This is a genomic window from Rhodococcus sp. P4_B6, assembly GCF_056402215.1.
The window spans coordinates 18,334-43,761 of the sequence record NZ_JBFUHV010000039.1 but is presented as its reverse complement, the minus strand read 5'-3'; the positions used below and the strand labels follow the sequence as shown (position 1 = coordinate 43,761).

At 68.3% G+C, this 25,428-nt stretch carries 21 protein-coding genes; 16 read left to right on the top strand and 5 right to left on the bottom strand.

Annotation, left to right across the window (positions count from 1 at the left end):
* Positions 1 to 23: 23 nt before the first annotated feature.
* Complete coding sequence (locus tag AC1DWT_RS20180; RefSeq protein ID WP_378671912.1) at positions 24 to 1,148, top strand: AI-2E family transporter; 1,125 nt, start codon at positions 24 to 26, stop codon at positions 1,146 to 1,148.
* Positions 1,145 to 2,953: an alkyl/aryl-sulfatase gene (locus tag AC1DWT_RS20175; RefSeq protein ID WP_095862935.1), complete on the top strand. Its 1,809-nt coding sequence runs from the start codon at positions 1,145 to 1,147 to the stop codon at positions 2,951 to 2,953. The genes AC1DWT_RS20180 and AC1DWT_RS20175 overlap by 4 nt, the downstream gene beginning before the upstream one ends.
* A gap of 68 nt (positions 2,954 to 3,021) precedes the next feature.
* Here the strand turns inward: AC1DWT_RS20175 and AC1DWT_RS20170 are convergent, their stop codons facing one another.
* Entirely contained in the window at positions 3,022 to 4,311 is a 1,290-nt protein-coding gene (locus tag AC1DWT_RS20170) for a M23 family metallopeptidase (RefSeq protein WP_206014476.1), read from the bottom strand.
* A 335-nt stretch (positions 4,312 to 4,646) separates the two neighbouring features.
* On the opposite strand from AC1DWT_RS20170, the gene AC1DWT_RS20165 reads away from it, so the two are divergent.
* The 3 genes from AC1DWT_RS20165 to AC1DWT_RS20155 all read left to right on the top strand — a co-directional run bounded on the left by AC1DWT_RS20165 (position 4,647) and on the right by AC1DWT_RS20155 (position 9,397).
* On the top strand, positions 4,647 to 7,199 hold the full coding sequence (locus tag AC1DWT_RS20165; RefSeq protein ID WP_477921921.1) for a winged helix-turn-helix domain-containing protein: 2,553 nt from the start codon (positions 4,647 to 4,649) through the stop codon (positions 7,197 to 7,199).
* Positions 7,200 to 7,289: 90 nt separating this feature from the next.
* Positions 7,290 to 7,538: a hypothetical protein gene (locus AC1DWT_RS20160; protein WP_072938116.1), complete on the top strand. Its 249-nt coding sequence runs from the start codon at positions 7,290 to 7,292 to the stop codon at positions 7,536 to 7,538.
* Positions 7,539 to 7,588: 50 nt separating this feature from the next.
* Positions 7,589 to 9,397: a serine/threonine-protein kinase PknD gene (locus AC1DWT_RS20155; RefSeq protein ID WP_072938117.1), complete on the top strand. Its 1,809-nt coding sequence runs from the start codon at positions 7,589 to 7,591 to the stop codon at positions 9,395 to 9,397.
* A gap of 4 nt (positions 9,398 to 9,401) precedes the next feature.
* Here AC1DWT_RS20155 and AC1DWT_RS20150 read toward each other — a convergent pair whose 3' ends face one another.
* Positions 9,402 to 9,737, bottom strand: coding sequence for a WhiB family transcriptional regulator (locus AC1DWT_RS20150; RefSeq protein ID WP_005253437.1), 336 nt, complete (start codon positions 9,735 to 9,737; stop codon positions 9,402 to 9,404).
* The gene (locus AC1DWT_RS20145) at positions 9,722 to 10,726 is read right to left on the bottom strand and encodes an ROK family glucokinase (protein WP_072938118.1); all 1,005 of its coding nucleotides are present in this window, start codon (positions 10,724 to 10,726) and stop codon (positions 9,722 to 9,724) included. Before AC1DWT_RS20145 ends, AC1DWT_RS20150 begins: the two co-directional genes overlap by 16 nt.
* A 264-nt stretch (positions 10,727 to 10,990) precedes the next feature.
* On the opposite strand from AC1DWT_RS20145, the gene AC1DWT_RS20140 reads away from it, so the two are divergent.
* Together AC1DWT_RS20140 and AC1DWT_RS20135 are read left to right on the top strand one after the other, a co-directional pair.
* Positions 10,991 to 11,998, top strand: a complete 1,008-nt coding sequence (locus AC1DWT_RS20140) for an FUSC family protein (protein ID WP_477921918.1) — start codon at positions 10,991 to 10,993, stop codon at positions 11,996 to 11,998.
* 210 nt (positions 11,999 to 12,208) lie between these two features.
* Complete coding sequence (locus AC1DWT_RS20135; protein WP_072938119.1) at positions 12,209 to 13,288, top strand: ABC transporter ATP-binding protein; 1,080 nt, start codon at positions 12,209 to 12,211, stop codon at positions 13,286 to 13,288.
* Between the two features lie 2 nt (positions 13,289 to 13,290).
* Here the strand turns inward: AC1DWT_RS20135 and AC1DWT_RS20130 are convergent, their stop codons facing one another.
* A complete protein-coding gene (locus AC1DWT_RS20130) occupies positions 13,291 to 14,307 on the bottom strand; it encodes a LacI family DNA-binding transcriptional regulator (protein ID WP_206014471.1) in 1,017 nt (338 codons plus the stop codon).
* A gap of 183 nt (positions 14,308 to 14,490) precedes the next feature.
* Here AC1DWT_RS20130 and AC1DWT_RS20125 point away from each other — a divergent pair, with 183 nt between their 5' ends.
* From AC1DWT_RS20125 to AC1DWT_RS20085, 9 genes are all read left to right on the top strand, one after another.
* On the top strand, positions 14,491 to 16,173 hold the full coding sequence (locus AC1DWT_RS20125; RefSeq protein WP_072938121.1) for a glycoside hydrolase family 13 protein: 1,683 nt from the start codon (positions 14,491 to 14,493) through the stop codon (positions 16,171 to 16,173).
* Complete coding sequence (locus AC1DWT_RS20120; protein ID WP_206014469.1) at positions 16,170 to 17,435, top strand: ABC transporter substrate-binding protein; 1,266 nt, start codon at positions 16,170 to 16,172, stop codon at positions 17,433 to 17,435. The genes AC1DWT_RS20125 and AC1DWT_RS20120 overlap by 4 nt, the downstream gene beginning before the upstream one ends.
* A 13-nt stretch (positions 17,436 to 17,448) precedes the next feature.
* Positions 17,449 to 18,474, top strand: coding sequence for a carbohydrate ABC transporter permease (locus AC1DWT_RS20115; RefSeq protein ID WP_072938123.1), 1,026 nt, complete (start codon positions 17,449 to 17,451; stop codon positions 18,472 to 18,474).
* A gap of 3 nt (positions 18,475 to 18,477) precedes the next feature.
* Positions 18,478 to 19,365: a carbohydrate ABC transporter permease gene (locus AC1DWT_RS20110; protein ID WP_095862930.1), complete on the top strand. Its 888-nt coding sequence runs from the start codon at positions 18,478 to 18,480 to the stop codon at positions 19,363 to 19,365.
* Positions 19,366 to 19,455: 90 nt separating this feature from the next.
* Positions 19,456 to 20,661 (top strand): low temperature requirement protein A, encoded by a 1,206-nt coding sequence (locus AC1DWT_RS20105; protein WP_477921914.1) that lies wholly within the window; start codon positions 19,456 to 19,458, stop codon positions 20,659 to 20,661.
* A gap of 124 nt (positions 20,662 to 20,785) precedes the next feature.
* The gene (locus AC1DWT_RS20100; protein WP_387493204.1) at positions 20,786 to 22,036 is read left to right on the top strand and encodes a molybdopterin-dependent oxidoreductase; all 1,251 of its coding nucleotides are present in this window, start codon (positions 20,786 to 20,788) and stop codon (positions 22,034 to 22,036) included.
* A 1-nt stretch (position 22,037) separates the two neighbouring features.
* Positions 22,038 to 22,550 (top strand): hypothetical protein, encoded by a 513-nt coding sequence (locus AC1DWT_RS20095; protein ID WP_095862927.1) that lies wholly within the window; start codon positions 22,038 to 22,040, stop codon positions 22,548 to 22,550.
* A gap of 11 nt (positions 22,551 to 22,561) precedes the next feature.
* Positions 22,562 to 23,206: a methyltransferase domain-containing protein gene (locus tag AC1DWT_RS20090; RefSeq protein ID WP_244163654.1), complete on the top strand. Its 645-nt coding sequence runs from the start codon at positions 22,562 to 22,564 to the stop codon at positions 23,204 to 23,206.
* Between the two features lie 87 nt (positions 23,207 to 23,293).
* On the top strand, positions 23,294 to 23,962 hold the full coding sequence (locus AC1DWT_RS20085) for a hypothetical protein (RefSeq protein WP_206014464.1): 669 nt from the start codon (positions 23,294 to 23,296) through the stop codon (positions 23,960 to 23,962).
* Positions 23,963 to 24,000: 38 nt separating this feature from the next.
* On the opposite strand, the gene AC1DWT_RS20080 is transcribed toward AC1DWT_RS20085, so the two are convergent.
* The gene (locus AC1DWT_RS20080; protein ID WP_072938131.1) at positions 24,001 to 25,413 is read right to left on the bottom strand and encodes a hypothetical protein; all 1,413 of its coding nucleotides are present in this window, start codon (positions 25,411 to 25,413) and stop codon (positions 24,001 to 24,003) included.
* Between the last annotated feature and the right edge of the window lie 15 nt (positions 25,414 to 25,428).

Sequence of the window (25,428 nt, the reverse complement as noted above, 5' to 3'; positions counted from 1 at the left end):
CCGGCGTTGCGAAGGGACACGCGATGATCGATCCGCAGGACGTATCCGGCGCGGAGCCGGACTCTCGGTGGTCGATGCCGCGGGGCCTGATCGTGATCCTCGGACTGGCCGCGCTCGTCGTCACCGTGGCCGGGATCCAGGTGGCGGCACCGATCCTCGCCCCGATCTTCCTCGCCCTCATGCTCACCGTCGCGGTCCATCCGCTCCCCGTATGGCTGCACGGGAAGGGCGTGCCCGCGTGGCTCGCGACGATCGCCGCGATCCTGGTCGTCAACGGCATCCTCGTCGTACTCGTGCTGTCGCTGGCGCTGTCGGTCGCGCAGCTCGCCACGCTGCTCCCGCAGTACGCGGACGACTTCACGTCCCTCATCGACGACGCTCAGAGCTTCCTGAACAGCAACGGCGTGAACTCCGCCAGCGCCCAGACCATGCTCTCCCAGGTGGATTACGCCACGGTGTTCGGTTTCGTGGACGGCATCCTGCAGGCGATGCTGGGAATCTTCTCGAACCTGCTGTTCCTCGCCGCCCTCCTGCTGTTCATGGCGGTCGACGGAAGCTCCTACGGTTCGCGGATGAGCATCGTCACGCGGATGCGCCCCGACATCGCCACCGCCCTCTCCGCCTTCTCCCTCGGCACCCGCAAGTACCTGGTCGTGACCACCGTCTTCGGATTGATCGTCGCGGTCATCGACACCGGGGCACTGTGGGCACTGGGGATTCCGCTGCCGATCCTGTGGGGCCTGCTGTCGTTCATCACCAACTACATCCCGAACGTCGGCTTCGTTCTCGGACTCGTCCCACCCGCCCTGCTCGCGCTGCTGCAGGGCGGTCCGGGACTGATGCTGACGGTCATCGTCCTGTACAGCGTCATCAACGTCATCATCCAGTCCGTGATCCAGCCCAAGTTCGTCGGGGACGCCGTCGGCCTGTCCGTGACCTTCACGTTCCTGTCGCTGGTGTTCTGGACGTGGATCCTCGGACCGCTCGGCGCGATCCTCGCCATCCCGCTGACGCTGATGGCGAAGGCACTGCTGATCGACATCGACCCGTCCACGAGGTGGGTCAACACGATCCTCAGCAGCTCTCCCACACCCCCGGCACCGGCCACCACCCCCACCCCGCCACGACACGAGAAGGAAGAACCATGACACCCGACTTCTCCGACACCACCGATTTCGAGGACGCCGACCGCGGTTTCGTCGACCGTCTCGACCCCTGCACCGTCACGGACGCGGACGGTCGCGCGGTGTGGGACATGCAGGAGTATGCGTTCCTGTCCGGCGACTGCCCGGACACGGCCGACCCGAGTCTGTGGCGGCAATCGCAACTGTGCGCGAAGGACGGTCTGTACGAGGTCACCGAGGGCATCTACCAGCTACGCGGAATCGACCTGTCCAACATGACGATCGTCGAGGGCGAGACAGGTGTCCTGGTGATCGACCCGCTCATCTCGCAGGAGACCGCGGCCGCCGCGCTCGCGCTGTACCGGAAGAACCGGGGCGACCGGCCCGTCACCGGCGTCATCTACACGCACTCCCACATCGACCACTTCGGCGGTGTCTTCGGCGTCCTCCCGGACGGTCGCGGCGACGTCCCGATCCTCGCCCCCGAAGGGTTCCTCGAACACGCGGTCTCCGAGAACATCTACGCCGGAACGGCAATGGGCAGGCGCGCCACCTACATGTACGGACCGCTGCTGCCCAAGGGTCCGCGCGGGCACCTCGGTGCGGGGCTCGGAACGAACACGTCGACCGGCAGGCCGGGGCTGATCCCGCCGACCGTCGACATCACCCACACCGGTCAGGAGGAGACCGTCGACGGCATCCGGATCCTCTTCCAGGTGACACCGGGAACGGAGGCGCCCGCCGAGATGAACTTCCTGTTCCCGGACCACCGGGCACTGTGCATGGCGGAGAACGCCACCCACAACCTGCACAATCTCCTCACGTTGCGCGGCGCACTGGTCCGCGATCCCCGCGCCTGGTCGCGGTATCTCGACCAGGCGATCGAGATGTTCGACGGCGGCTACGACGTCGCGTTCGCGTCCCACCACTGGCCGACGTGGGGTCGCGACCGGGTGGTGAAATTCCTGTCGGAGCAGCGCGACCTGTACCAGTACCTGCACGACCAGACGCTGAGAATGCTCAACGCGGGACTGACCGGGATCGAGATCGCCGAAAACTTCCCGCTGCCGCCCGCCCTCGAATCCGCCTGGCATGCGCGCGGGTACTACGGCTCGGTCAGCCACAACGTGAAGGCGATCTACCAGCGGTACATGGGCTGGTTCGACGGCAACCCGACGTCGCTGTGGCAGCATCCACCCGAAAGCGTGGCCACCCGCTACGTCGAGTGCATGGGCGGCCAGGACGAGGTCCGGTCGAAGGCGACGCAGTACCTCGAGCGCGGAGACCTGCGGTTCGCGGCCGAACTGCTCAAGCACGCCGTGTTCGCCGACCCCTCCGACGACGCGGCCAAGGACCTGCTGGCCCGCACGTACGAGCAACTCGGGTTCGGCGCAGAGAACGCGACGTGGCGCAACTTCTACCTCACCGGGGCACTCGAACTGCGCGGCGGCATCGTCGCCCCGCCGCTCAGCGACCTCGGCGCGGACATGCTGAGCGCCCTGACGATCGACCAGATCTTCGACTCCGTCGCCCTCCGCATCAACGGCCCGCGGGCCTGGGACGCGACCCTCGTCGCGGAGTGGCACTTCACCGAACCCGAAGCGCACTACCGGACGACGTTGTCCAACGGCGCGCTCATCCAGACGGTCGCGCCGAGGACGCCGACGCAACCGGACGTCACGCTGACCCTGACGAAGATGCAATTGCTCGCCCTGTTCGCCGGCCGGGGTCTGGAGGGCATCGAGGTGACGGGTGACCCGTCGAAACTCCTCGCCCTCACCGAATTGCTCGACCCGCCCGACAACGCGTTCCCGATCGTCACGCCGTAGGCGCTCCGCGCCCGTGCGCCTTTCTGGTTGTTCCAGCTACCAGAAAGGCGCACGGGCGGCGGAGCCGCCTATCCGAAGTCGACGATCGCGAGGTTGCTCGGAAGCTGATCCGTCCGCGGCTCACCGCTGGGCAGTTTTCCCTGCAGGAACTGCCCCGACAGGTAGTCGTCCGCGTCGAGGATCTGCTTCGGCGCCACCTGCCCCTCGTATTCAAAGCTGTCGAAGACGTACGGCAGGGAGTCGGCGTAGAGCAGGCTCGGGCCGTTCATAAGCTGGAAGTGCAGGTGCGACGCGTTGGCGTTGCCGGTGTTCCCGAGTTTCGCGAGGGTGTCGCCCTTCGAGACCTTGTCCCCGGGCTTGACGAGCAGCGAACCCTCGATGAAGTGCGCGTACATCGCGTAGACGCCGCCCCCGAGGTCGAGGACGACGTGGTTTCCGTCGACGTTCTCGACGGTGAGTTTCGCGGCGAGTTCCGGCACCTCGGCGGGCAGTGTGCCCGGGGCGTTGGCGGGCACGTTGTCGAGCGTGGCCACGACCGTTCCGTCGGCGACGGCGTACACGTCGGACCCGTAGTCGACGTAGCTTTCGTTCTTCGTCCGGTCGCCGGTGTAGAACTCGCCCTGGTCGTTGGTGCGTTTCCAGTCGATCGCGAACCGCTGACTGTTGTTGATCTTGCCGTCGACCGGGAGCGGCGACGTCCGGTGCGGGAAGCCCGGCAGGCAGCAGCCGTTGAGGGCAATCCAGTTGTCGCCCTTCAGCGGTGGCGAGATGACGCGTGGGGTCCCGGCATCGATGTCGAGGGCGGTGGTCAGATAGTCGACGGCGGACGGTTCCCGCGACGACGGAGCCGCGGCGGCGCTGCCGTAGAGGTGGTGGAGCACCGCCTTCGGGGCCTGATCGAGCGAGTCGAACGTGTAGTCGACGAACACGATGCGACTTTCCTGCGGCGGAATCGCCGTGGAGGTGGCGGCCGGCGCGGTGAGCATCCGCAACCGGTTGCAGTCGCCGTACGGACAATTCGGCTCGACGAGCGCCGCACCGGAGAACGACGCGATCACCTTCGCCGGGTCGGTCCCGTCGACGACGTCCAGTTTGTCGAGGGTCGCCGGGACGGGTGTCGCGTTCGTCAACTGGAGGTCGTAGGCGACGTGGTACTTCCCGTCGGTTCCCGGGAACGGGAAGGTCGGATCACCGATCGGGGTGAGGATCAGTCCCGTGTAGGCGTCGGGCACGGTGACCGCGCCGGTCCCGCCTGCCGTCGTCGGCGACGCGCTCGTCTCCAGCGCATCGTCGCTGGTCGAGCACCCCGCAGCGACGAGTGCGATCGACATCATCAGCCCGGCCACTGCCAACTTCATGGTCACTCCATTCAGGCACTTCGCCGCTGCCGTGTGCTCTCCGACGTGGCCATGGTCCGCCGATCCGCCGGCTACGGATTCACCCGTCTCGTGTGAACTTCGGATTGCTGCCGGTTTGCGGAAACCACGTTCATCCACACAGAACACCGGGTTCTCGCTAAAATCATCGCACCGGCTTACTGCGTCGGAGATTGACGTTTGTCGAAGATCGTTTCTCGGTGCAGCGAGAATTGGGGGTCGGCGTGGCGGCAGCACCGCTCGGGGAATTTCATCTGAGTACTCGAATACCTTCGAGTGCAGGGGGTCGAACGGTCACCCGGACCCGCCTGCACACCATGCTCACCGACGCGCTCACCGACGAGACCCACCCCTATCCGGTCGCGCTGGTCTGCGCGCCTGCCGGGTCGGGAAAGACGCGGGCGGTGGCCGACTGGGCGCGGGAGTTGCTGGCCGCCGACGACGCTCCGACCATTGCCTGGCTCACGATCGAGGAGCGGCACAACGACCTCGACGTCGTCCACCGGGCGATCCTCCGCGCGCTCACCGACTCCGGAAATCCTCGTCTGCAGAAGGCGTGCGCCGGGCTCGTTTCCGAGTCACCGGACCTCGGCGCCACATTGTCGGCCGCGTTGCACGAACTCGGCGAGAACATCTGGATGATCATCGACGACGCCCATCTCCTGCGCGACACCGACGTGCTCACCGACCTCGAGTCGTTCATGCGCTGGCAACCACCGATGCTGCGGACGGTCATCGTCGGACGGTTCGAGCCGCCGCTCGCGCTGCAGCGGCTTCGCCTGGACGGCAGGCTGTTCACGCTCACGGCAACGGATCTCGCCTTCACGTCCGACGAGTCCGCCGAGATGCTCGACGAGCACGGCGTGGTGCTGTCCCCGGACGATCTCGACGCCCTGATGGTTCGCACGGAGGGCTGGGCTGCCGGAATCCGGCTGGCGGGAATGTCTTTGGAAGGACATCCGGATCCGAGCCGATTGATCGCCGAGTTCTCGGGCGACCGCCGGGCCGTCGCCGACTATCTCATCGAGGAGGTCCTCGCCGGCCAGACCGACGAGATGCGCGAGTTCCTCCTGCGCACGTCCGTCCCCGTCTCGTTCACGGTCGAACTCGCCGAGAAACTCACGGGCTGCACCGACGCGCACGGCAACATCGATTGGCTCGAGCACCACAATTTCCTGATCAGCCGGATCACCGAGAACCCCACGCACTACCGCTACCACCCGCTGCTGCGCAGCTATCTGCGCGCGGAGATCAGCCGGATCGGCCACGTCGAAGTCGAGCATCTCGAATTGACGGCGGCCCACTGGCACGACGAATTCGGGGATGCACTGCTCGCACTCGAACACGCGGTGAACTCCGGTGATCACGACGAGATCGTGGCTCTGCTGGCCCGGACGTCGCTGCCCCTGATCATCGGCGGCCACGGCGAGGCCGTCGACCGGATTCTCACGAGGGCGCCCCGTGCGTCGCAGGACCATCCGTCGGCGCGGCTGCTCCGCGCCGCCGCCGCGCTCGCCTCGGGAAACATCCCGGTGGCCACGTCCACCCTCGAACTCCTCGACCGCAGGAAGTCGGGGCTACTGGTGGACGGCGCCACCGAATCCCGGGTGCACCTGCTGCTCCGCGAATCGCTGCGGGTGCAGACCGCGATCGGCACCGGCGACATCGAGACCGCGCTGAAGCGGCTGCAGAGCGTGGGCRGCGGATCGAGCGGCGACCCCGATCTCGACGCGTTCGTCCTGCTCCAGGAAGGGCGTGCGCTGCTCTTCCTCGGACGGGACGACGAGGCGGAGGCCGTGCTCGGGAGGTCGCTCGCGCACGCGAGGCTCGGCGACGCACCGTTGAGCGTCATGTACTGCCTGGGGACTCTCGCCGCCGTCTCGATGTCGCGGGGGGACGTCACGGTGGCGTCCGAACTGGTGGACGAGGCCCTGACGATCGGCCGGACGCAGTCGGCGACGAGCGATCCGACGTTCCAGTTGACGAAGCTCATCGACTCCTGGTGCCGCTACATGCGGATGGACCCCGACGCCGCCCGCGTCGCCGCCGAATCCGCCGAGGCGTTGCGTCGCGCGAGCACCGGAACCGCCGGTCTCGCCGACGGCGCCGCGGCCCTGTTCGGTCTCGACGAGTCCGAACACCGGCACGGTTCGGTGACGATGGTGCATGCGGACAGCCCCGTGTCGTCCGCGCTGCCGATGCCGCCGGGAATCCGGGCGGTGCTGCTGCCCGCCATCCAGTACGCGTATCTGTCCGCCGGTGAGATCGGGTGGGCGCACGAGTTGGCCACCGAGGCGCAGGCCATCCTCGGGCCCACCGGCGACACACCCCTCGTCGAGGCGATCATTCACCTGCACCTGCACCGCCTCGACCTGGCCCGCCGGACGATCCAGCCGGTCCTGGACGGTGAACTGGAATGCGCCGCGGGCACCAACCTGATCGCGGCGTGGCTCGTGGACGCGTCGATCGCGCTTGCCCGCAAACATGATTCGCGCGCCCACAGCGCACTCACCGAGGCGTTGCGTCTCGCGGAGCCGCAGTCGGTGCTGCGTCCGTTCCACGACTGCGGACCACAGATCCGGGATCTCCTCGTGCGGAGCACCGGCCGGTTCGGGGTCCTCGAACCGTTCGCGGAGAGGCTCCGCGCGTCGTTTCCGCGGTCGGAGAGCACGGCATCCGACATGCTCACTCCCCGTGAACTGGAACTCCTCGTGGAGCTTCCGTCGTGGCGCACCGCCGAGCAGATCGCGGCCGACCTGTGCGTGTCGGTGAACACGGTGAAGACGCATCTGCGCGGGATCTACCGCAAACTCGGCGTCACGTCCCGCCGCGACGCGATCGCCGCCGCGCAACACAACGGTTTGCTCTGAGACGGTTCACCACTTGCGGGTGAGGCGCGTCGCCGTTCCGTCGGTCACCCTGAAATCTACGGCTGACCGAGTTCTGGAACGACGATGCGAATGAAGGAGCCCGCCGTGGTGCGTCCTGAATCGAACTGGCCCGGCAAGGTCAGGTACGCCTTCCTGATCAGCGGCGCCCTGTCCGATCGGGTGCTGGCGGCCTTCCCCGAGTTGGACGTCTCGGACGTCACGACCGGTGACACGACGCTCTACGGTCCGGTCGACGGCCCGACGGATCTCCGGGGCATGCTGGCCCGCTTCGACGCGCTGGGACTGACCGTCATCGAGATGCGCAGGCTACCGGACTGACCGGGCGTCGGGGTTCAATGGGGAAGGGTCCCGGGAGGCGGTGAAGCCGAGTGAGCGGCGAGTTCGAACCGGGCACGGTGTTTGCCGGCTACGTGATCGAACGGGTTCTGGGACGAGGCGGGATGGGCACCGTCTACCTCGCCCAGCATCCCAACCTGCCGCGCAAGGTCGCTCTCAAACTGCTCGACACGTCGTGGACGAGCGACGACTACGTCCGGTCGCGTTTCGAGTCGGAAGCGGACCACGCCGCCCATCTCGACCATCCCAACATCGTCACCGTCCACGACCGCGGCCGCGAGGGCGGCCGGTTGTGGATCGCGATGCAGTACGTTCCCGGCGTCGACGCCCGGAGAGCGCTCAATTCCGGGGCACTGGACGTGGAGCGCGCCGTGCACATCGTCAGCGAGACCGGGAAGGCGCTCGATCACGCGCACGAGGCGGGGATCCTGCATCGCGACGTGAAGCCGGCGAACATCCTGCTCGCGCCGGGCGACCCCGAACGTGTGCTGCTCACCGATTTCGGCACCGCCAAGGCCCTGGACGAGACGCATCAGCTGACCCGCACCGGGATGCTGGTGGCGACGCTGCACTACGCGGCGCCCGAGCAGATCGAGGGCCGGAAACTCGACCACCGTGTCGACATCTACGCGTTGGGCTGCACGTTCTTCCATCTGCTCACCAACGAACCGCCGTTTCCCGGGACCACCGCGTCGTCGGTGATGCACGGTCATCTGAACGGGCCGATTCCCAAGCCGAGTGTGGTGCGACCCGGGCTGCCCGCCGGTGTCGACGCCGTCGTCGCGCGCGCCATGGCCAAGGACCGCGAGGAGCGCTACTCGACGTGTCGTGAGTTCAGCGACGCCGTCCACGCGATCGAGTGGGACGGGCCGGGCAGTGTCACCCGCCCTGCCGGCCTCGCCGACTCCGCGGCGACCACCCGGACGAGCCGTCCCGCCGTGACCCGGCCCGACGCCGAGCCGGGTGCGGAGCCGACGACACCGACAACGGTCGCGGGCCGGTGGCGGCGCACACGCTGGCTGCTCGCCGCCCTTCTGGCGGTTGTCCTCGTCGCCGCCGCTGTCGCCTATGTCGTCTGGCCTGGCGAGGAGTCGGCCGACAGGCAGGTGGTGCTCCCGCTGACCGGCTTGCAGGGCCCGGCCGGGCTCGCGGTCTCGGGCAGCGGGAACCTGTACATCGCGGACAGCGCGGCCAAACAGGTTCTGGAGGTGCGCGCCGGGTCCTACGAGCAGACGGTTCTTCCCTTCACCGGACTCGACGTTCCGCAGGGAGTTGCGGTCAGCACGTCCGGCGACGTGTACGTCTCCGATCTCGTGACCAACACCGTGACGATGCTGCACGGCAGCACCCAGGTACCGATGCCGATCGGCGGGCTGAACCAGCCGTTCGGAATCGCGCTCGGACCGGATGGAACGCTGTACGTCGCGGACACGCTGAACAACCGGGTGATGGCCCTGCGCGACGTCACCGCCGCCCCCGTCGCGGTACCCCTGACGGTGATCGGGCCGTTCGCCGTCGCCGTCGGTGAGCAGGGCGATCTGTACGTCGGCACGCCCAACAAGGTGCTCGCGTGGAACGCTGCCACCCGCGCCCAGAGCTTCCTGCCGTTCACCGACCTCCAGAGCGTCGGTGGTGTCGCGGTCGACGACGAAGGAACCGTGTACGCGATCGACCAGAACCACAATCGGATTCTGCGGCTGCCCGCCGGTTCGGACGAGCAGGAGGTCCTCCCGTTCACGGGCCTGGACCAGCCGGAAGGGATCGCCGTGTCGAGCCGGGGCGATGTGTACGTCGCGGACACCGACAACAGCCGGGTGGTCATGCTGCCCGCGGGCAGCTGACCGCTCAGGCCTGGCGTGCCAGGTCGAACCCGAACGATTCCGCGACCGCCTCGTCGACCCGGCCGTGGTGATTGGCGAGCAGTTCTTCGCGTTCGTTCGCGGAGAGACCGCCCCAGATGCCGTACGGTTCACCGACACTGAGCGCGTGCTCCCGGCACTGCACCAGCACGGGGCAGCCGCGGCAGATCATCTTGGCGCGGAAGTCCCGCATCTCGCGTGCCCGGCCGCGTTCGCGGTCGGGGTGGAAGAAGGTGGACGATTCGTAGCCGCGGCACGCGGCGTCCCTCTGCCAGTCCCACACCTCGGCGACCGGAATGGGAAGACTCAACCGATTGGACATTGCACTCCTCCAGATACTCGTGAGCCGTTGTGTGCGAGCCCGAGAACTCGTTCCCGGGCCAGATCGGCGGCGCCGACGATGCCGACGTTCGCGCCGAGTTCCGCCAGTCGCACCTCGGCGACCGGTCGATGTGCGCGTCCCGTGAGACGGTTCTCGAAAGCGGCGGCGGCGGGACCGCGCAGCAGTTCACCGGCCTCGCAGACTCCCCCGCCGATGATGAACAGGTCGGGGTCGAAGAACGCGGCGATGTCCGCCATGCCGTGTCCCAGCCAGGAACCGATCACCCGGAAACATTCGAGCGCGGCGGGGTCGCCGTCCTGTGCGGCGGCGGTGACGTGCAGGCCGGTGATGGCGTCGGCCCTGCCGCCTGCGCGGGCGAGGAGGTCGGCGGCGAAACCGGGCGACACGTTCGCGAGGTCCTGCGCTTCCCGGACGAGTGCCCGCCCGCTGGCGTAACGCTCCCAGCAGCCGTGGTTGCCGCAGCCGCACCGGCGGCCGTGCGGTTCGACGTTGAGGTGCCCGAACTCCGCGGCCACCCCGAACTTGCCGCGGTGGAGGACGCCGTCGACGACGATACCGCCGCCGATCCCGGTTCCCACGGTGAGCACGACGACGGTCTGTCCCGTCCGCCCGGCCCCGAAGCGCGCTTCGCCCCAGGCGGCGGCGTTGGCGTCGTTCTCCACCACCGTCGGCAATCCGCACGCCGCTTCGACCACCGCACCGAGCGGTTCGTTGCGCCAGGCGAGGTTCGGGGCGAACAGCACGGTGCTGAGGTCGGCGGCGACGAAGCCTGCCGCGCCGATGCCGACGGCCTGGACCGGGTGGGTATCGGCCAGATCCCGGACGAGTTCGGCGATGACGTTCTCGACACCGCGCGCATCGTGGGACGGGGTGTCACGACGCACCATCCGGTGGATGACTCCGTCGGTGTCGACCACGCCGGCAGCGATCTTCGTGCCACCCACGTCGATGCCAATTGTCAGAGCCATGTCTCGTGTCCTCTTCAAATCTACGAGTGAGCGGTGTCACGCTGACACTAGAGGACCTTTGGCTCGTTATCAATACGTACTTTGGTTTTTCTGAGAACAAAGTGCTGGGTATGTCAGCACCGATCGGCCGCTTCCCGATCTCATCCCCGAGGAGTGATCCGCATCCGCACAGGTAGGAGGAATCTGAGATCGCGATCGCCGAATCGCACGAAGGAGGATTCGATGAGCTCCCCATGGTCGATCGAGCCGGCAGGCCCGTAGCTCGTGCCCGGCGCCCACCAGCAGCCGGAACCGGGCGAGACCGGCACCCGGCGCATCGACTGGCAATGGCGGGCCGCGGCGCTGGGCGCCGTCGACGCCGCGCCGGCCGCCGCGGTCACCGCCGCCGTCGCCGTCCCGTCGGGTGTCGCGCTGGCGGTGGGGGTGCTGCCCGCGGCGATCATGGGACTGCCGCCGACCCGACGGGCGCGGGCTGCACTGATTCTCATCGGGATCCTGACCGGGCTGCCGATGGTGCTGGGCTCACTCGTCGCCCACACACCCCTGCTGGCGATCGTGGTCGTGTTCACCCTCGCAGTCGGTGCGGCGGCGCTCGCACGGACCACCGTCGCGAAGCGGCGAAACCTCGGCAGGGTCTTGTCGACGCTGTCGGTGCCGCTGGTCGGAGTCGGGCTCAGCTACGACGACCCGGCCACAGCAGTCGGACTCGCCGTGCTCATGATCGGCGGTTCGGTGTTCGCGTATGTCGTTTCGCTGCTGCTCCCCGAACATGCTGCCGTCGCGCCCGTTCGGCCCGGGACCGCGATCACCCTCGGGTACGGCGTCCGACTCGGCGCCGCAGGCGCGACCGCCGCCGCGATCGGGTTCGCCCTCGACCTCGACCACGTCGGCTGGGCCTGCGCAGCAGCACTTCTCGTGATGCGTCCCGACACCGACGAACAGGTGACCCGCATGGCGGGACGGATCGCGTCGATGCTCATCGGGGGCACGGCGGCCGTGCTCGTCGTCGGTGCGACTCCCGCCGACTGGGTCTACAGCGCCGCCGTCGTCGCGGTCGTCGCGACCGCCGCGGCAACCCACCGCAGTCGCTGGTACGTGACCTCCACGTTCACCACGTTCCTCGTGTTCGTCCTGCTGCTGTATTCCGATCCCGAACAGGCCGGATACCGCTTCACCGAACGGTTTTCCGAAACCGTGCTCGGCGTCGCGATCGCGTTCTGCTTCGGCATCGCCGTCCCCGCCCTGGGGCGTCGGACGCAGTCGTCCCGCTGACGGGGGCGGAATGTTCGACGGACGAACGGGACGCTCGTTCGATCTGACGCAACGAGCGTCCCGTTGGTCCGGAGTGGGCGTGGACGCCGGACACCCGAGTGGACAAGCCCTGTGATCTGCGCCATAGTTCTCTCCCGTCGGCACAAGCCGGCACGCCCCTGACACTCGGATCGTCCGGCACGTTCCTGCCGGTGGAGGGATTCATTTCTCATGGCAACAATCACGTACGACCGCGCGACCAGGCTCTTTCCCGGGTCCGACGTCCCCGCCGTCGATCAACTCGATCTGCACATCGAGGACGGCGAGTTCCTCGTCCTCGTCGGCCCGTCCGGCTGCGGAAAATCCACGTCGCTGCGGATGCTCGCCGGGCTCGAGGACGTCGACGGCGGCCAGATCCTGATCGGCGGCCGCGACGTCACGCACGCCGAACCCAAGGACCGCGACATCGCGATGGTGTTCCAGAACTACGCGCTCTACCCGCACATGACCGTCGCCGAGAACATGGGCTTCGCCCTCAAACTCGCAGGCACCGACAAGTCCGAGATCCGCACCCGCGTCGCGGAGGCCGCCGACATGCTCGACCTCGGCGCCTACCTCGACCGCAAACCCAAGGCACTCTCCGGCGGCCAGCGGCAGCGAGTTGCCATGGGCCGCGCCATCGTCCGGCAACCGCAGGTGTTCCTGATGGACGAGCCGCTGTCGAACCTCGACGCGAAGCTGCGCGTGCAGACCCGCACCCAGATCGCCCAGCTCCAGCGCCGCCTCGGCACCACCACCGTCTACGTCACCCACGACCAGGTCGAGGCCATGACGATGGGCGACCGCGTCGCCGTCCTCAAGGGCGGCGTGCTGCAGCAGTGCGCCTCCCCGCGCGAGCTCTACCGCAGGCCCGCGAACGTGTTCGTCGCCGGGTTCATGGGCTCACCGTCGATGAATCTGTTCACCGTGCCCGTCACCGACGGCGGCGTGCTGATCGGCGACCAGCTGGTGCCCGTCCCCCGCGATGCGCTCGCGGCGGCGGGCCGCGAGGTGATCTTCGGGATCCGTCCCGAGCACGTCGAGATCGCCGATTCCGGTGGACTGAAACTCGAGATCGACGTCGTCGAGGAGCTCGGCTCCGAGGCATTCGTGTTCGGCCGCACCACCGTCCACGGACGAACCGAGAACCTGGTCGCGCGCGTCGACTGGCGCAACCCACCCGAGAAGGGCCAGGTCGTGCACGTCCGCGTCGACGAGGCACACGCGCACCTCTTCGCCACCGACGCGGCGGGCGAGCGCCTGGTGCGCTGACCTCAGAGTTCCGCGGGACGGGCGGTCGAGCCCCTGACCACCAGGTGGGTCGGGAGCACGACCGCCCGTTCCGCCGGTTCCCGCCCGCTCAGCAGGTCCACGACCACCCGGCCCGCCGCCGCTCCCTGCTCTCCCACCGGTTGCCGGACCGTGGTCAGGTCGGCCAGCTCCGCCGTCGGGTGATCGTCGATGCCGATCACCGACATCCCGGCCGGGACGGGTACCCCCGCTCGCCGCAGCGTGCGTAGCGCTCCGACTGCGACCTCGTCGGAATGACAGAACACCGCGGTGGGCACGTCGGCTCGGCTGAGCAGCAGTTCCATGCCGCGCTCGCCGCCCTCGACGCCCCAGGGCACGGTCGCGATGCAGTCGTCGTCGAGTCCGGCGTCGGCGAGTGCACCGTGGAAACCCGCGACCCGGGCGATGTCGCCCGCCCAGGACCGCCCTTCCGGGTCGACGGTGCGGATCATGCCGATCCGCGTGTGCCCGATCCTGATCAGATGGCCGACGGCCTGGCGCGCGGCCAGTTCGTCGTCGATCCGGACGGACGGGAAGTCACCGGCGTGCGCGCCGATGACCACCACGGTCACGTCCATCTCCTCGAGCCGTGCCCGCTCCGGCCCGGTCAGCGGAAACGCCACGGCGATGACCGCATCGACCTTGCGGCGCAACGGAAGTCGTTCGAAGAACGATTCACGCTGGGACGACTCCTCGAGGCAGTACAGCATCACGTCCAGGTCGGCGGCACGGAGTTCGTGTTCGATGCCGGCGAGGACCCGTGAGTAGAACCAGGCGTCGATCCACGGCACGACGACGGCCACCCGGCCCGTCGCGCCGCCCGACAGCTTCGACGCCTCGGGCGAGATGACGTACGCCAACTCGTCGGCGACCCGCTGAATCCGCAGTCGCGTCGCGTCGGACACCCCCTTCTCGCCGCGCAGCGCACGGGAGACGGTGGCGATCGAGACGCCGGTGCGGCGCGCGACGTCGGCCATGTTCACGGACTGCTTGGGGATCACGTTCCCACAGTAAGCGAGCAACGCAAATATTTGCGCAAATTCCTCACGGAACGCAAGCCGCTGTAGTGCGTAAAAGAAATCACCCTGTTCGAGTTGACAGCAACCTGTGATGTGCCTCACGCTCATTACGCAAACGTTTACGCATCACATTCGCCCATCCCATCCCCGCACCGAGGAGATTCGATGACCCAGTCCGTGGAGTCGACCGCAACCACCGTCGCGAGCCGGCACCCCGAAGCCTGGTGGAAGACGGCCGTCGTCTACCAGGTCTACATCCGCAGCTTCGCCGACGGGAACGGCGACGGCATCGGCGACCTCACCGGGTTGCGGTCCAAGCTGCCCTACCTCGCCGACCTCGGCGTCGACGCCGTGTGGATCAACCCCTGGTACCCGTCGCCGATGGCGGATGCCGGCTACGACGTCGCCGACTTCCGCGACATCGAGCCGTCGTACGGCACGCTCGCGGAGGGTGAGGCGTTCATCGCCGAGGCCCACGAGCTGGGGATCCGCGTGATCCTCGACATCGTGCCCAACCACACCTCCAGCGAGCACCGCTGGTTCGGGGCCGCGCTCCGCGACGAGCCCGGAGCACGCGAGCGCTACATCTTCCGGCCCGGCCGCGGCCCGGCGGGCGACGAGCCGCCCAACGACTGGCAGAGCGCATTCGGCGGTCCCGCGTGGAGCCGTCTCGACACCGGCGAGTGGTACCTGCACCTGTTCGCTCCCGCACAGCCCGACCTCAACTGGGAGCACCCCGAGGTCCGTGCGGAGTTCGAGGACATCCTGCGCTTCTGGTTCGACAAGGGCGTCGACGGCTTCCGGATCGACGTCGCCCACGGCCTGGCCAAGGATCCCGCACTGCCCGATGCCGGTGAGCGCCTTCCCGGTTCGCAGCACACCGACCCGCACCCCGCGTGGGACCAGGATGCCGTCCACGAGGTGTACCGGGGCTGGCGGACCGTCGCCAACGCCTACAACGACCGCGTCTTCGTCGCCGAGGCCTGGGTTCCCGGCAACGACCGGCTGGCCCGGTACCTGCGCCCCGACGAACTCCACACCGCGTTCCAGTTCGACTTCCTGCGCGCCCCGTGGCGCTCGGACAGCATTCGCGCCGTGATCGACGACGCGCTCGAGCAGGCTGCCACCGTCGGCGCACCCGCCACCTGGGTGCTCTCCAACCACGACGTGCCCCGCACCGTCACCCGCTACTCCCGCTCGCAGCCCGACCACCTCGTCGAAACCGATTGGGAGCGCGCCCGCTGGGCGCTCGAGGAGCCGAACCACGACCTGGGCAGGCGCCGTGCCCGCGCCGCCGCGCTGCTGCAGCTGGCATTGCCCGGCACCGCGTACATCTACCAGGGCGAGGAACTCGGACTGGAAGAGGTCGAGGACCTTCCCGACGACGTCCGTCAGGATCCGACGTGGTTCCAGACCGGCTTCACCGACTGCGGCCGCGACGGCTGCCGGGTGCCGATCCCGTGGTCGAACGACGCAGTGCCGTACGGCTTCTCCCCGTTCGACGCGGAAGAGGACACCTGGCTTCCGCAGCCCGGGCACTGGGCCCCGCACACCGCGGAAGCGCAGGCGGGCCACCCCGAGTCGTTCCTCACGCTGTACCGCCGGGCGCTGGAACTGCGGCCCGAGTTCTTCGACACCCCGCATCCCGTCGAGTGGCTCGACACTCCCCCGGGCGTTCTCGCGTTCGCCCGCGGCGCAGTGCAGTGCTGGGTGAACACCGGCACCGAACCGGCCGCACTTCCCGAAGGCTCGACCGTGGTGCTCGGTTCGATCGCCGGCATCACCGGCGGACTCCCGTCCGACGCCGCGGTGTGGCTGTCGGAACCGGGCTCGGGTGAATCACGATGAAGCGCGTCGCCGCCGCCGCGGTGGCCGTCGGGGTCCTGTTCGCGGCGACGTCCTGCGCCGATCAGGGCATCGACGCCGCCGCGCAGGCGGAAAAGCAGAACCTGGACGGCCGCGGACCCATCACCTACGTGCAGGGTAAGGACAACTCCAACGTCGTCCGGCCGCTGATCGACGAGTGGAACGCCACCCATCCCGGTGAGGAGGTGACGTTCAAGGAGCAGTCCGACCAGGCCGACCAGCAGCACGAGGACCTGGTGCAGCATTTCCAGTCCCGCGATCCCGGCTACGACGTCGCCGTCGTCGACGTCGTGTGGACCGCCGAATTCGCGGCCCGCGGATGGCTGCAACCGCTCGAGGGCCCGATGGCGATCGACACGTCCGGCCTGCTCCCCGCCACCGTCGCGGGGGCCACATACGGGGGCGTCCTGTACGCGGCGCCGCAGACCAGCGACGGCGCCCTGCTCTACTACCGCACCGACCTGCTCGATCACCCGCCCGCCACCTGGGACGAGCTGATCGGCACGTGCGGGACGGCGCAGCAGGCCGGAATCGGCTGCTACGCCGGCCAGTACGCCAAGTACGAGGGCCTGACCGTCAACGCGTCCGAGGCCATCAACACGGCGGGCGGGTCGATCCTCGGACCGGACGGCGTGACCCCGACGATGACCACCCCGGAAGCCAAGGCGGGCCTGCAGTCCCTGGTCGACGCGTACCGTTCGGGTGCGATTCCCCGCGAGTCCGTCACGTTCCAGGAAGAGCAGGCCCGGCAGGCGTTCCAGAGCGGCGACCTGCTGTTCATGCGCAACTGGCCGTACGCGTACAGCCTGATGAACGGTCAGGGCAGTTCCGCGGTGTCCGGCAAGTTCGCGGTGGCGCCGCTGCCGGGGAAGAACGGGCCCGGTCACTCGACACTCGGCGGGCACAGCGCCGCGATCAACGTGTACTCGGAGCACAAGGCCACCGCGTCCGACTTCCTGAAGTTCTTCCTGGAGAAGAAGTCGCAGGCGTTCTTCCTCTCGCAGGGGTCGCTCGCGCCCGTCCGCGCCGACGTCTACGACGACCCGGAACTGATCGAGCAGTACCCGTACATCCCCACGCTGAAGACGTCGATCGAGAACGCCGTGACCCGGCCGGTGACCCCGTTCTATCCCGCGGTCACCCGGGCCGTGCAGAACAACGCGTACGCCGCGATCAAGGGCGAGAAGACGGTGGACCAGGCCGCCGCCGACATCCAGTCCGCGATCGCCGCGGCCGGGTCCTAGAGGAGACAAGCCGATGACCGTTCACGAACTCTCGGAACCGACGACCGAGGTCGTCCCGCAACCGGATTCGTCCGAAACGCCGCCGCGGCCCCGAAAGGGACGCAGCAGGGCAGCGATGCTCCTGGTTCTGCCGACCATGATCCTGCTGGGCATCGTCGTCCTGTACCCGGTGATCAGTGCGATGGTGATGTCGCTGTTCAAGGACCCGACCATCGACCCCGCCACCGGCAAATTCGTCGACCAGGGCTTCGCGGGACTGTCGAACTACACGCACTGGCTGTTCCAGCGGTGCACCGACACGACCGGAGCGTCGGTGTCCTGCCCCGGCGGCACACTGGGATCACTGTTCTGGCAGTCGATGTGGGTCACCGTGTTCTTCACCGTGGTCACCGTCACCATCGAGGTCGCGCTGGGACTCTGGTTCGCCACCATCATGAACCGGGCGTTCCGCGGCCGGGCACTGCTGCGGACCAGCATCCTCGTCGCGTGGGCCATCCCGACCGCCGTCACCGCGAAACTGTGGTACTTCGTCTTCGCCTACGACGGCATCGCCAACAAACTGCTCGGCACGGACATTCTGTGGACGGGTGACACGTGGCCCGCCCGGTTCGCCGTCGTGATCGCCGACGCCTGGAAGACCACTCCGTTCGTGGCGTTGCTGATCCTCGCCGGACTGCAGATGGTGCCCGCCGAGGTGTACGAGGCGGCGCGGATGGACGGCGCCGGCGCGTGGCAGCGGTTCCGTTCGATCACGTTGCCCCTCATCAAGCCGGCCATTCTGGTGGCGGTCCTCTTCCGCGTCCTCGACGTCCTGCGGATCTACGACCTCCCGGCGATCCTCACCGGCGGTGGCGGCGGCGACGGCACCGCCACCACCACACTGTCGATCCTCGTGATCGACCAGATGCGCCAGGGATTCAACAGCGCGTCCGCCCTCTCCACGATCACGTTCCTGTTCATCTTCGCCGTCGCCTACGTCCTCGTGAAGGTGATGGGCGTCAACGTGATCGACACCCAAGAGCAGCAGCGAAAGGCCTGACCCATGTCCACAGCAGTCGTCACGCCGGGAATTCCCCGGCCCACGGTGGCGCGCAGGCGCCGGGGACCGTCGCTCGCGTCGATCCGCACTTACGCGGGCCTCGCGGTGATCGTCGTCTGGGGTCTGGCCCCCGTCTACTGGATGGTGGTCACCGCCTTCCGGGACTCCGACTACACGTTCGACACCACCCCGTGGCCCACCCACGTCACGTTGGACAACTTCGCGAACGTGTTCTCCACGGACGCCGGTAACCACTTCGCCCGGGCGCTCGTCAACAGCACGATCATCGGCGCCGTCACCACCGCGATCGGACTGATCGTGGGGGTCGGCACCGCGTACGCACTGGCGCGGTTGCAGTTCCGGGGCAAACACGCGGTCCTCGGGATCATCCTGGCCGCGTCGATGTTCCCGGGTGTCGCCGTCCTGACACCGCTGTTCCAGCTGTTCACGTCGATGGGCTGGTTCGGCACGTATCAGGCGCTGATCATCCCGAACATCTCGTTCGTGCTGCCCCTCACCATCTACACCCTCACCGCATTCTTCAAGGAACTGCCGTGGGAACTCGAGGAGGCGGCCCGGATCGACGGGGCCAGCAGGCGGCAGGCGTTCCGAATGGTGCTGCTGCCCTTGGCCGCACCGGGACTGTTCACCACCGCGATCCTCGCCTTCATCGCGTCGTGGAACGAATACCTGATCTCGAGCCAGCTGTCCAACGACATCACCCAGCCGGCCACCGTCGCCATCGCACAATTCGCGGGAAGCAAACCGCACGAGGAGCCGTTCACGTCTGTGATGGCCGCGGGAACGGTCGTGACCATCCCACTCGTCATCATCGTGCTGCTCCTGCAGCGCCGCATCGTGTCGGGCCTCACCGCGGGCGGCGTCAAGTAGAGCACCCGTGAGTACTTGTTAACCGCCCGACGTTAACAAGTACTCACGGGGGGTTTTGCCGGGCCGCCCTCCGGTGGCAGCATTCTTCCCGTGACCTTTGCCCATCGTCTGCGTCCCCGTCTCGTCGAAGAGCGAGCGTCGGTGTCGCCGCTCGAGCTGTTCTTCGACCTCGTCTTCGTCTTCGCGCTCACCCGTGTCACCGACCTGATGGCCGAGGACCCCACCGGCGTCAATCTGCTGCGCGGCGCCCTCGTGATGGCCGTGCTGTGGTGGAGCTGGGTGGGGTACGCGTGGCTCTGCAACCTCGTGCGCGCCGACGAGGGCATCGTCCGGGTCGTGATGTTCGGTGCGATGGGCGCCATGTTCGTCACCGCGTTGACGATCCCCGAGGCCTTCGACGACCTCGCGGGCGGACTCGACGGACCCGTCATCTTCGCCCTCGGCTACTTCGTCGTCCGGCTCCTGCACCTGGTGATGTTCTGGGTGGTCAGCCGCGAGGACCCGCAACTGCGCGGCCAGGTGCTCCGCTTCGCGCCCAGCATGCTGACCGGCACCGTGTTCCTGCTCGTCGCGTCGCAGCTCACCGGTACCGCGCAGACCGTCATGTGGATCCTGGCCCTCGCCGGCGACTACCTCGGGACACTGGTCGGCGGGACCGACTGGCGGTTGCGGTCGGTCAGCCACTTCGCGGAGCGGCACGGGCTCATCATCATCGTCGCGCTGGGCGAGTCGATCGTGTCGATCGGCATCGGCGTCGCGAGCCTGCCGATCTCGTGGGCGATCATCGTCGCGTCCCTGCTGGGGCTCGCGGTGTCGGGACTGCTGTGGTGGTCGCACTTCGACGTCACGTCCCTGGCGGTGGAGCACGCGTTCGAGGAGGCGACCGGTGCGCGTCAGATCAAGATCGCCCGCAACTGCTACAGCTTCATCCACCTGCCGATGGTGATCGGGATCGTGATGCTGTCGCTGGGTCTGAAGAAGATCCTGTCGTACGTCGGCGACGGCAACCATCACCGGCTGGTGGATCCGCTGTACGGCTGGCCGCTGGTGGCACTGTTCGGTGGCGCGGCTCTGTACCTCCTCGCGCTGGTCGCCTTCAAGGCGTACGCGACGAGGTCGGTAACCGTGCCGCGCGTCGTGACGGCGGTCGTGCTGATCGCGCTGCTCCCCGTCGTCTGGCATATCCCCGCCCTCGCCACCCTCGGCGTGCTGACCGCAGTCCTGCTCGCGATGATCGGATACGAGATGGTTCGCTACGACCAGCCCCGGGACGAGATCAGGCACGGCCACCCGTGAGTATTTGTTAACGTCCGGCGGTTAACAAGTACTCACGGGCCCGAAGGGCATACCCGTCCTGCACGGCGGCGGTACCGAATCACCTCTGAGGCTCGAGACGATCGAGCCGGAGGGATTGATCACGATGACCGACCATTCACGCGGCCCACGGCTCCGCAGTCCACTGCGCGGACCATGGTTGACCTCGGTATTCGGCCTCGTACTGCTGATCGGACTGCCCGTCGTCATCGTCACGGGGCTGCTCTCCTACATCGCGTACGGGCCCCAGTTCGGGCAGGCCCGCCCCGGCGACGTCGGCTGGCTGCACCTCCCGTACTTCGCGTGGCCCACCCGGCCGTCGTGGCTGTACCGGCTCACGCAGGGTCTGCACGTCGGGCTCGGACTGATCCTGGTGCCGATCGTGCTCGCCAAACTGTGGTCGGTGATCCCCAAACTCTTCGTGTTCCCACCGGTGCGGTCGCCGGCGCAGGCCCTCGAACGGCTGTCGCTGATCGCCCTGGTCGGCGGTGCGCTGTTCGAGATCATCACCGGGGTCCTGAACATCCAGTACGACTACATCTTCGGTTTCGACTTCTACACGGCGCACTACTGGGGCGCGTGGGTCTTCATCGCCGGGTTCGTGACACACACGATCCTGAAGGTGCCGTTGATGGTGCGGTCGCTGCGGTCCCGGTCGTTCCGGGAAGTGCTGCGTACGTCCCGCGCCGACACCCGGCCCGAACCGGCGGACGAGAACGGCCTCGTGGCCGAGGACCCCACCCCGGCCACGATCAGCAGGCGCGGCGCCCTCGCCCTCGTCGGTGGCGGCGCCGCGCTCGTCGCGGTGCTGTCGGTCGGGCAGACCACCGGCGGGTTCCTGCGGGGCGCCGCGCTGCTGCTGCCGCGCGGTCGCTCGTACGGCGACGGCCCCAACGACTTTCAGATCAACCGGACGGCCGCGGCCGCGCAGATCACCCCGGAACAGACGGACGACACCTGGCGACTGACGGTTGAGGGTGGCGCGGAACCGGTACAGCTGAGCCGAAGTCAGCTGCGCGCGATGCCGTCGCACACCGCGTCCCTCCCGATCGCGTGCGTCGAGGGGTGGTCCACCGTCGAGACGTGGACGGGCGTGCGACTGCGTGACCTCGCGGACGTCGCGGGAGTGGCGGCGTTCGGCTCGGCGAAGGTGACGTCGCTGGAGCGGTCCGGGGCGTTCAATCAGGCGGTGCTCACGGCCGATCAGGTGCGAAACGCCGACGCCCTGCTCGCCCTCGAGGTGAACGGCGCGGAACTGTCCCTCGACCACGGCTATCCCGCCCGGATCATCGTTCCCGCCCTGCCCGGCGTCCACAACACCAAATGGGTGCAGTCCATCGAATTCCGGGAGGCGTGAGATGCGCCGATTCGCCCGCGTCTACGGAGCCGACCCGCTGCATCTGCTGGCCGTGCTGTTCACGTTCGCACTCGCCGGGTACGCGGTCTCGGTGGTGGGTCTGCCGAATCTGTGGAATCCGGACGTGTGGTGGAAGTCGATCGCCGTGTGGTTCCTCGGTGCGGTGATCGCCCACGACCTCGTGCTGTTCCCGCTGTACGCACTCGCCGACCGGTCTTTGACGTCGGGGCTGGACGCGGTCCGGGGACGGAGACGCCCACGGTCCCGGACGGTTCCGGCGCTGAACTACATTCGCGTGCCGGCGCTCGCGTCCGGGCTGACGCTGCTGCTGTTCCTGCCGGGGATCATCGAGCAGGGCGCCGACGCATATCTTGCGGCGACGGGGTTGACGCAGGAACCGTATCTCGACCGCTGGCTGCTGCTCAGTGCCGCGTTCTTCGCGCTCTCCGCTCTCACCTACGCCACCCGACTCGCGCTGTCCCGCAACGACGACGGCGCGGTGAGCCGACCATGAGGAAGAGCGGGATGTCCACGGACCTCCTGCTGCGGCGGGCGTCGGCGGGGCTCCCGTGCTGGGTGCGTGATGCGCGGGGAACGCGGCGCGCCCTGCCGCTCGACCGGTGGATGGGCGGCGACTCGGCTTCGCTCGCCGATCGGATCGCCGACCGTGTGATGCTGGCGGCGTGTCACGGCGCCACCGTCGATCTCGGATGCGGTCCGGGCCGGCTCACCGCGGCGCTCGTGTCCGCCGGTGTCACAGCGCTGGGCGTCGATTCATCCTTCACGGCAGTGCAACTCACGATCCGCCGCGGCGGCGTCGCGTTGCATCGGGACATCTTCGCGCCGCTGCCGCGGTCGGGGAACTGGGACCGCGTGCTGCTCGCCGACGGCAACATCGGCATCGGCGGCGAACCCGTTCGCGTGCTCAGCCGCGCACGAGAGCTGTTGCAACCGAACGGAATTGTGATCGCCGAGGTGGATCCGCCGACCACGGCGGGGGTGCGCCGTGAACTCCTGCGCTGGGAGACGGAGCATCTCGTCGGAGACTGGTTCGCCTGGGCGAGCGTGGGCGTGGCCGCCGTGTCCGAGGTCGCGCGCGTGGCCGGGCTGCGGGTGATCGATGTTCTGCAGCATGCGAATCGGCACTTCGCGCGGATGGAATGGGCGTAAGAGCTCCCATCCGCCGGGGAAGTAGCGCCGAATACCTAGTGAACATCCACCCACCACCCCTTCCTCCGGAAAGGTTGTTTGATCATCATGTCGAACTATCGAAAAGCACTCGCAGCAGCGGCCATCGGCGCCCTGGCACTGACCCCGCTCGCGGCGTGCTCGAGCAATGATTCGAGTGCATCCTCGAATATGAGCGCAGCAGCATCCTCCCAGCCCGCACCCGTCGCCCAGGTCGACAACCTGACCGGGGTGAGTACCGCCGTCGCTCTCGATCCCGGCTTCACCGGGGCGCTGACGACGCTCGGCCTCACACCCGGAGTGGTGGGCACGGCAACCCTCGCCGACGGATCGGTCAGCTTCCCGATCACCGGCGGCAACGTGAAGTACTGGGAGCCGGGCACGGTCGACCCCTACGTGCAGGGCGAGATCATGCACGACGGCAGCGGATTGTCGCTGGCGGCGCCCGGAACCGTGGTCGAACTCACCGATTTCGCGATCGATCCGGGCACGTCGCTCCTCACCGGCGACGTGAGCGTCAACGGTTCACCCGCGGCAACCGACGCGGTGCTGTTCGATCTCAACGGCCGCACGCTGAAGCCTCTGCAGACCGGACCGAACGACACGGCGATCCTGCAGGGCACCGAGGTCAAGATCTCGGCGGACGCCGCCGGTCTGCTGAACCAGACGTTCAAGACCGACGCCGTCACGCCGGGGCTGCTGGTCGGGATCGCCACCATCACGATCGCGACCAAGTGACTGTAGGCCGTCGAACGGCTACCCGGATGCGCCGGCCGTCACCAGTTCGTGAACAGCAGATGGTTGACGGCCAGCGCACCGGCGGCCTGCACCGCGAGCCAGAACCGATGGCTTCCGCGCGGCAGGAGTGCGGGGGCGGAGAGGAGCCACCATTCGAACGGCAACCAGATCCGCTCGGTCTCCGCCTTGCTCAGCGCGCTCAGGTCGGCGATCACCACCGCGAGGAGCGCGGCGGCCGCCAGAACGGGAACCGGCGACAGCGCCCGCACCCGCGACCAGGCGAACGTCCGGGGCAGTGCGGCGGGCACCGCCAACCCGACCGCGCAGATCAGCGACGCGAAGTTGGCCCAGCCCCAGTAGGCGAAGGGGCGGTCCGACGCGATGCCCTGGTAGTACCGTTCCTGCACCAACTGGTAGCCGTCGAACCACCAGAATCCGCACAGCGTGAACACGGCGGCCACCGCGAGCGCGCCGACCAGTGCGCCGGCCAGCGGCCGGGCCGTGCGCGCGATCACCAGGACCGCGACCGCGGGAATCGCCATCAGGGTGAGCCCGTAGCTGAGGTAGACGCCGAATCCGAGCAGCACCCCTGCGGCCACGGCGACGAGCGCGGGGACCGGAACGGCGCGGGTCGCCGACAACGCCAGCAGGGCGATCCCCCACGCCACCACACCCGCGAACAGCGCGTCCGCCGACACCGCCACCCAGATCGCGGCAGGTGCGAGCACCAGGAACGGGGCCGCGCGCCGGGCCGTCGCCTCGTCACCGAGCGCCCGGACGGCGACGATCACGGCGGCGCCGGCACTCGACCCGACCGTGACGCACAGCGTGGACGCCCACGCGCCGCCGTCGAGTCCGATCCGGTCGAGCCAGATGAAGGTCAAGAGCGCACCGGGCGGGTGCCCCGACACGTGGGTGGTCCACGAATCGGGCTGCAGGTCCAGGATCCGGTCGGCGAAGCCCCGCAGCGTCGCCGGGATGTCCGTGACAGCGGGGACGTCGTGCAGGTACTCGTCGGTGGAGGTCAGGCGGTCGACGAACCCGCGCTGCCAGCCGTCGACCAGTGCGAGCGCCATCGCCCACAGGGCGGACCCGAGCCACACCCCGACCGTGAGGCGCCGCCACGACAGCGTCTGCGCCAGCCCGCGGCCCCACACCACGACCGCCGCCGCGACGACGACGGCGACCGGGCTGCCCCACCCGAAATGCACGTCGCGGAACCCGAACAGCGGCGCGGCGTCCGCGAAATCCCGCACACTCTCCACCGTCCGGTTGACGATGGGGGTGATCGTCTCGTTCCCCAGGTACGGGACGACGAACGCAACCACCACGAGGACCAGGGCGAGCCCGGCGCCGGCGAAGTCGCGGTAGAGGAAATTCCGCTCGCCGGTGCGCTGTGGGGATCCGATGACGTCATCTCCTTCGACGAAAGTCGCACTCGCGCCCAGCATAACGACGGAGGATAG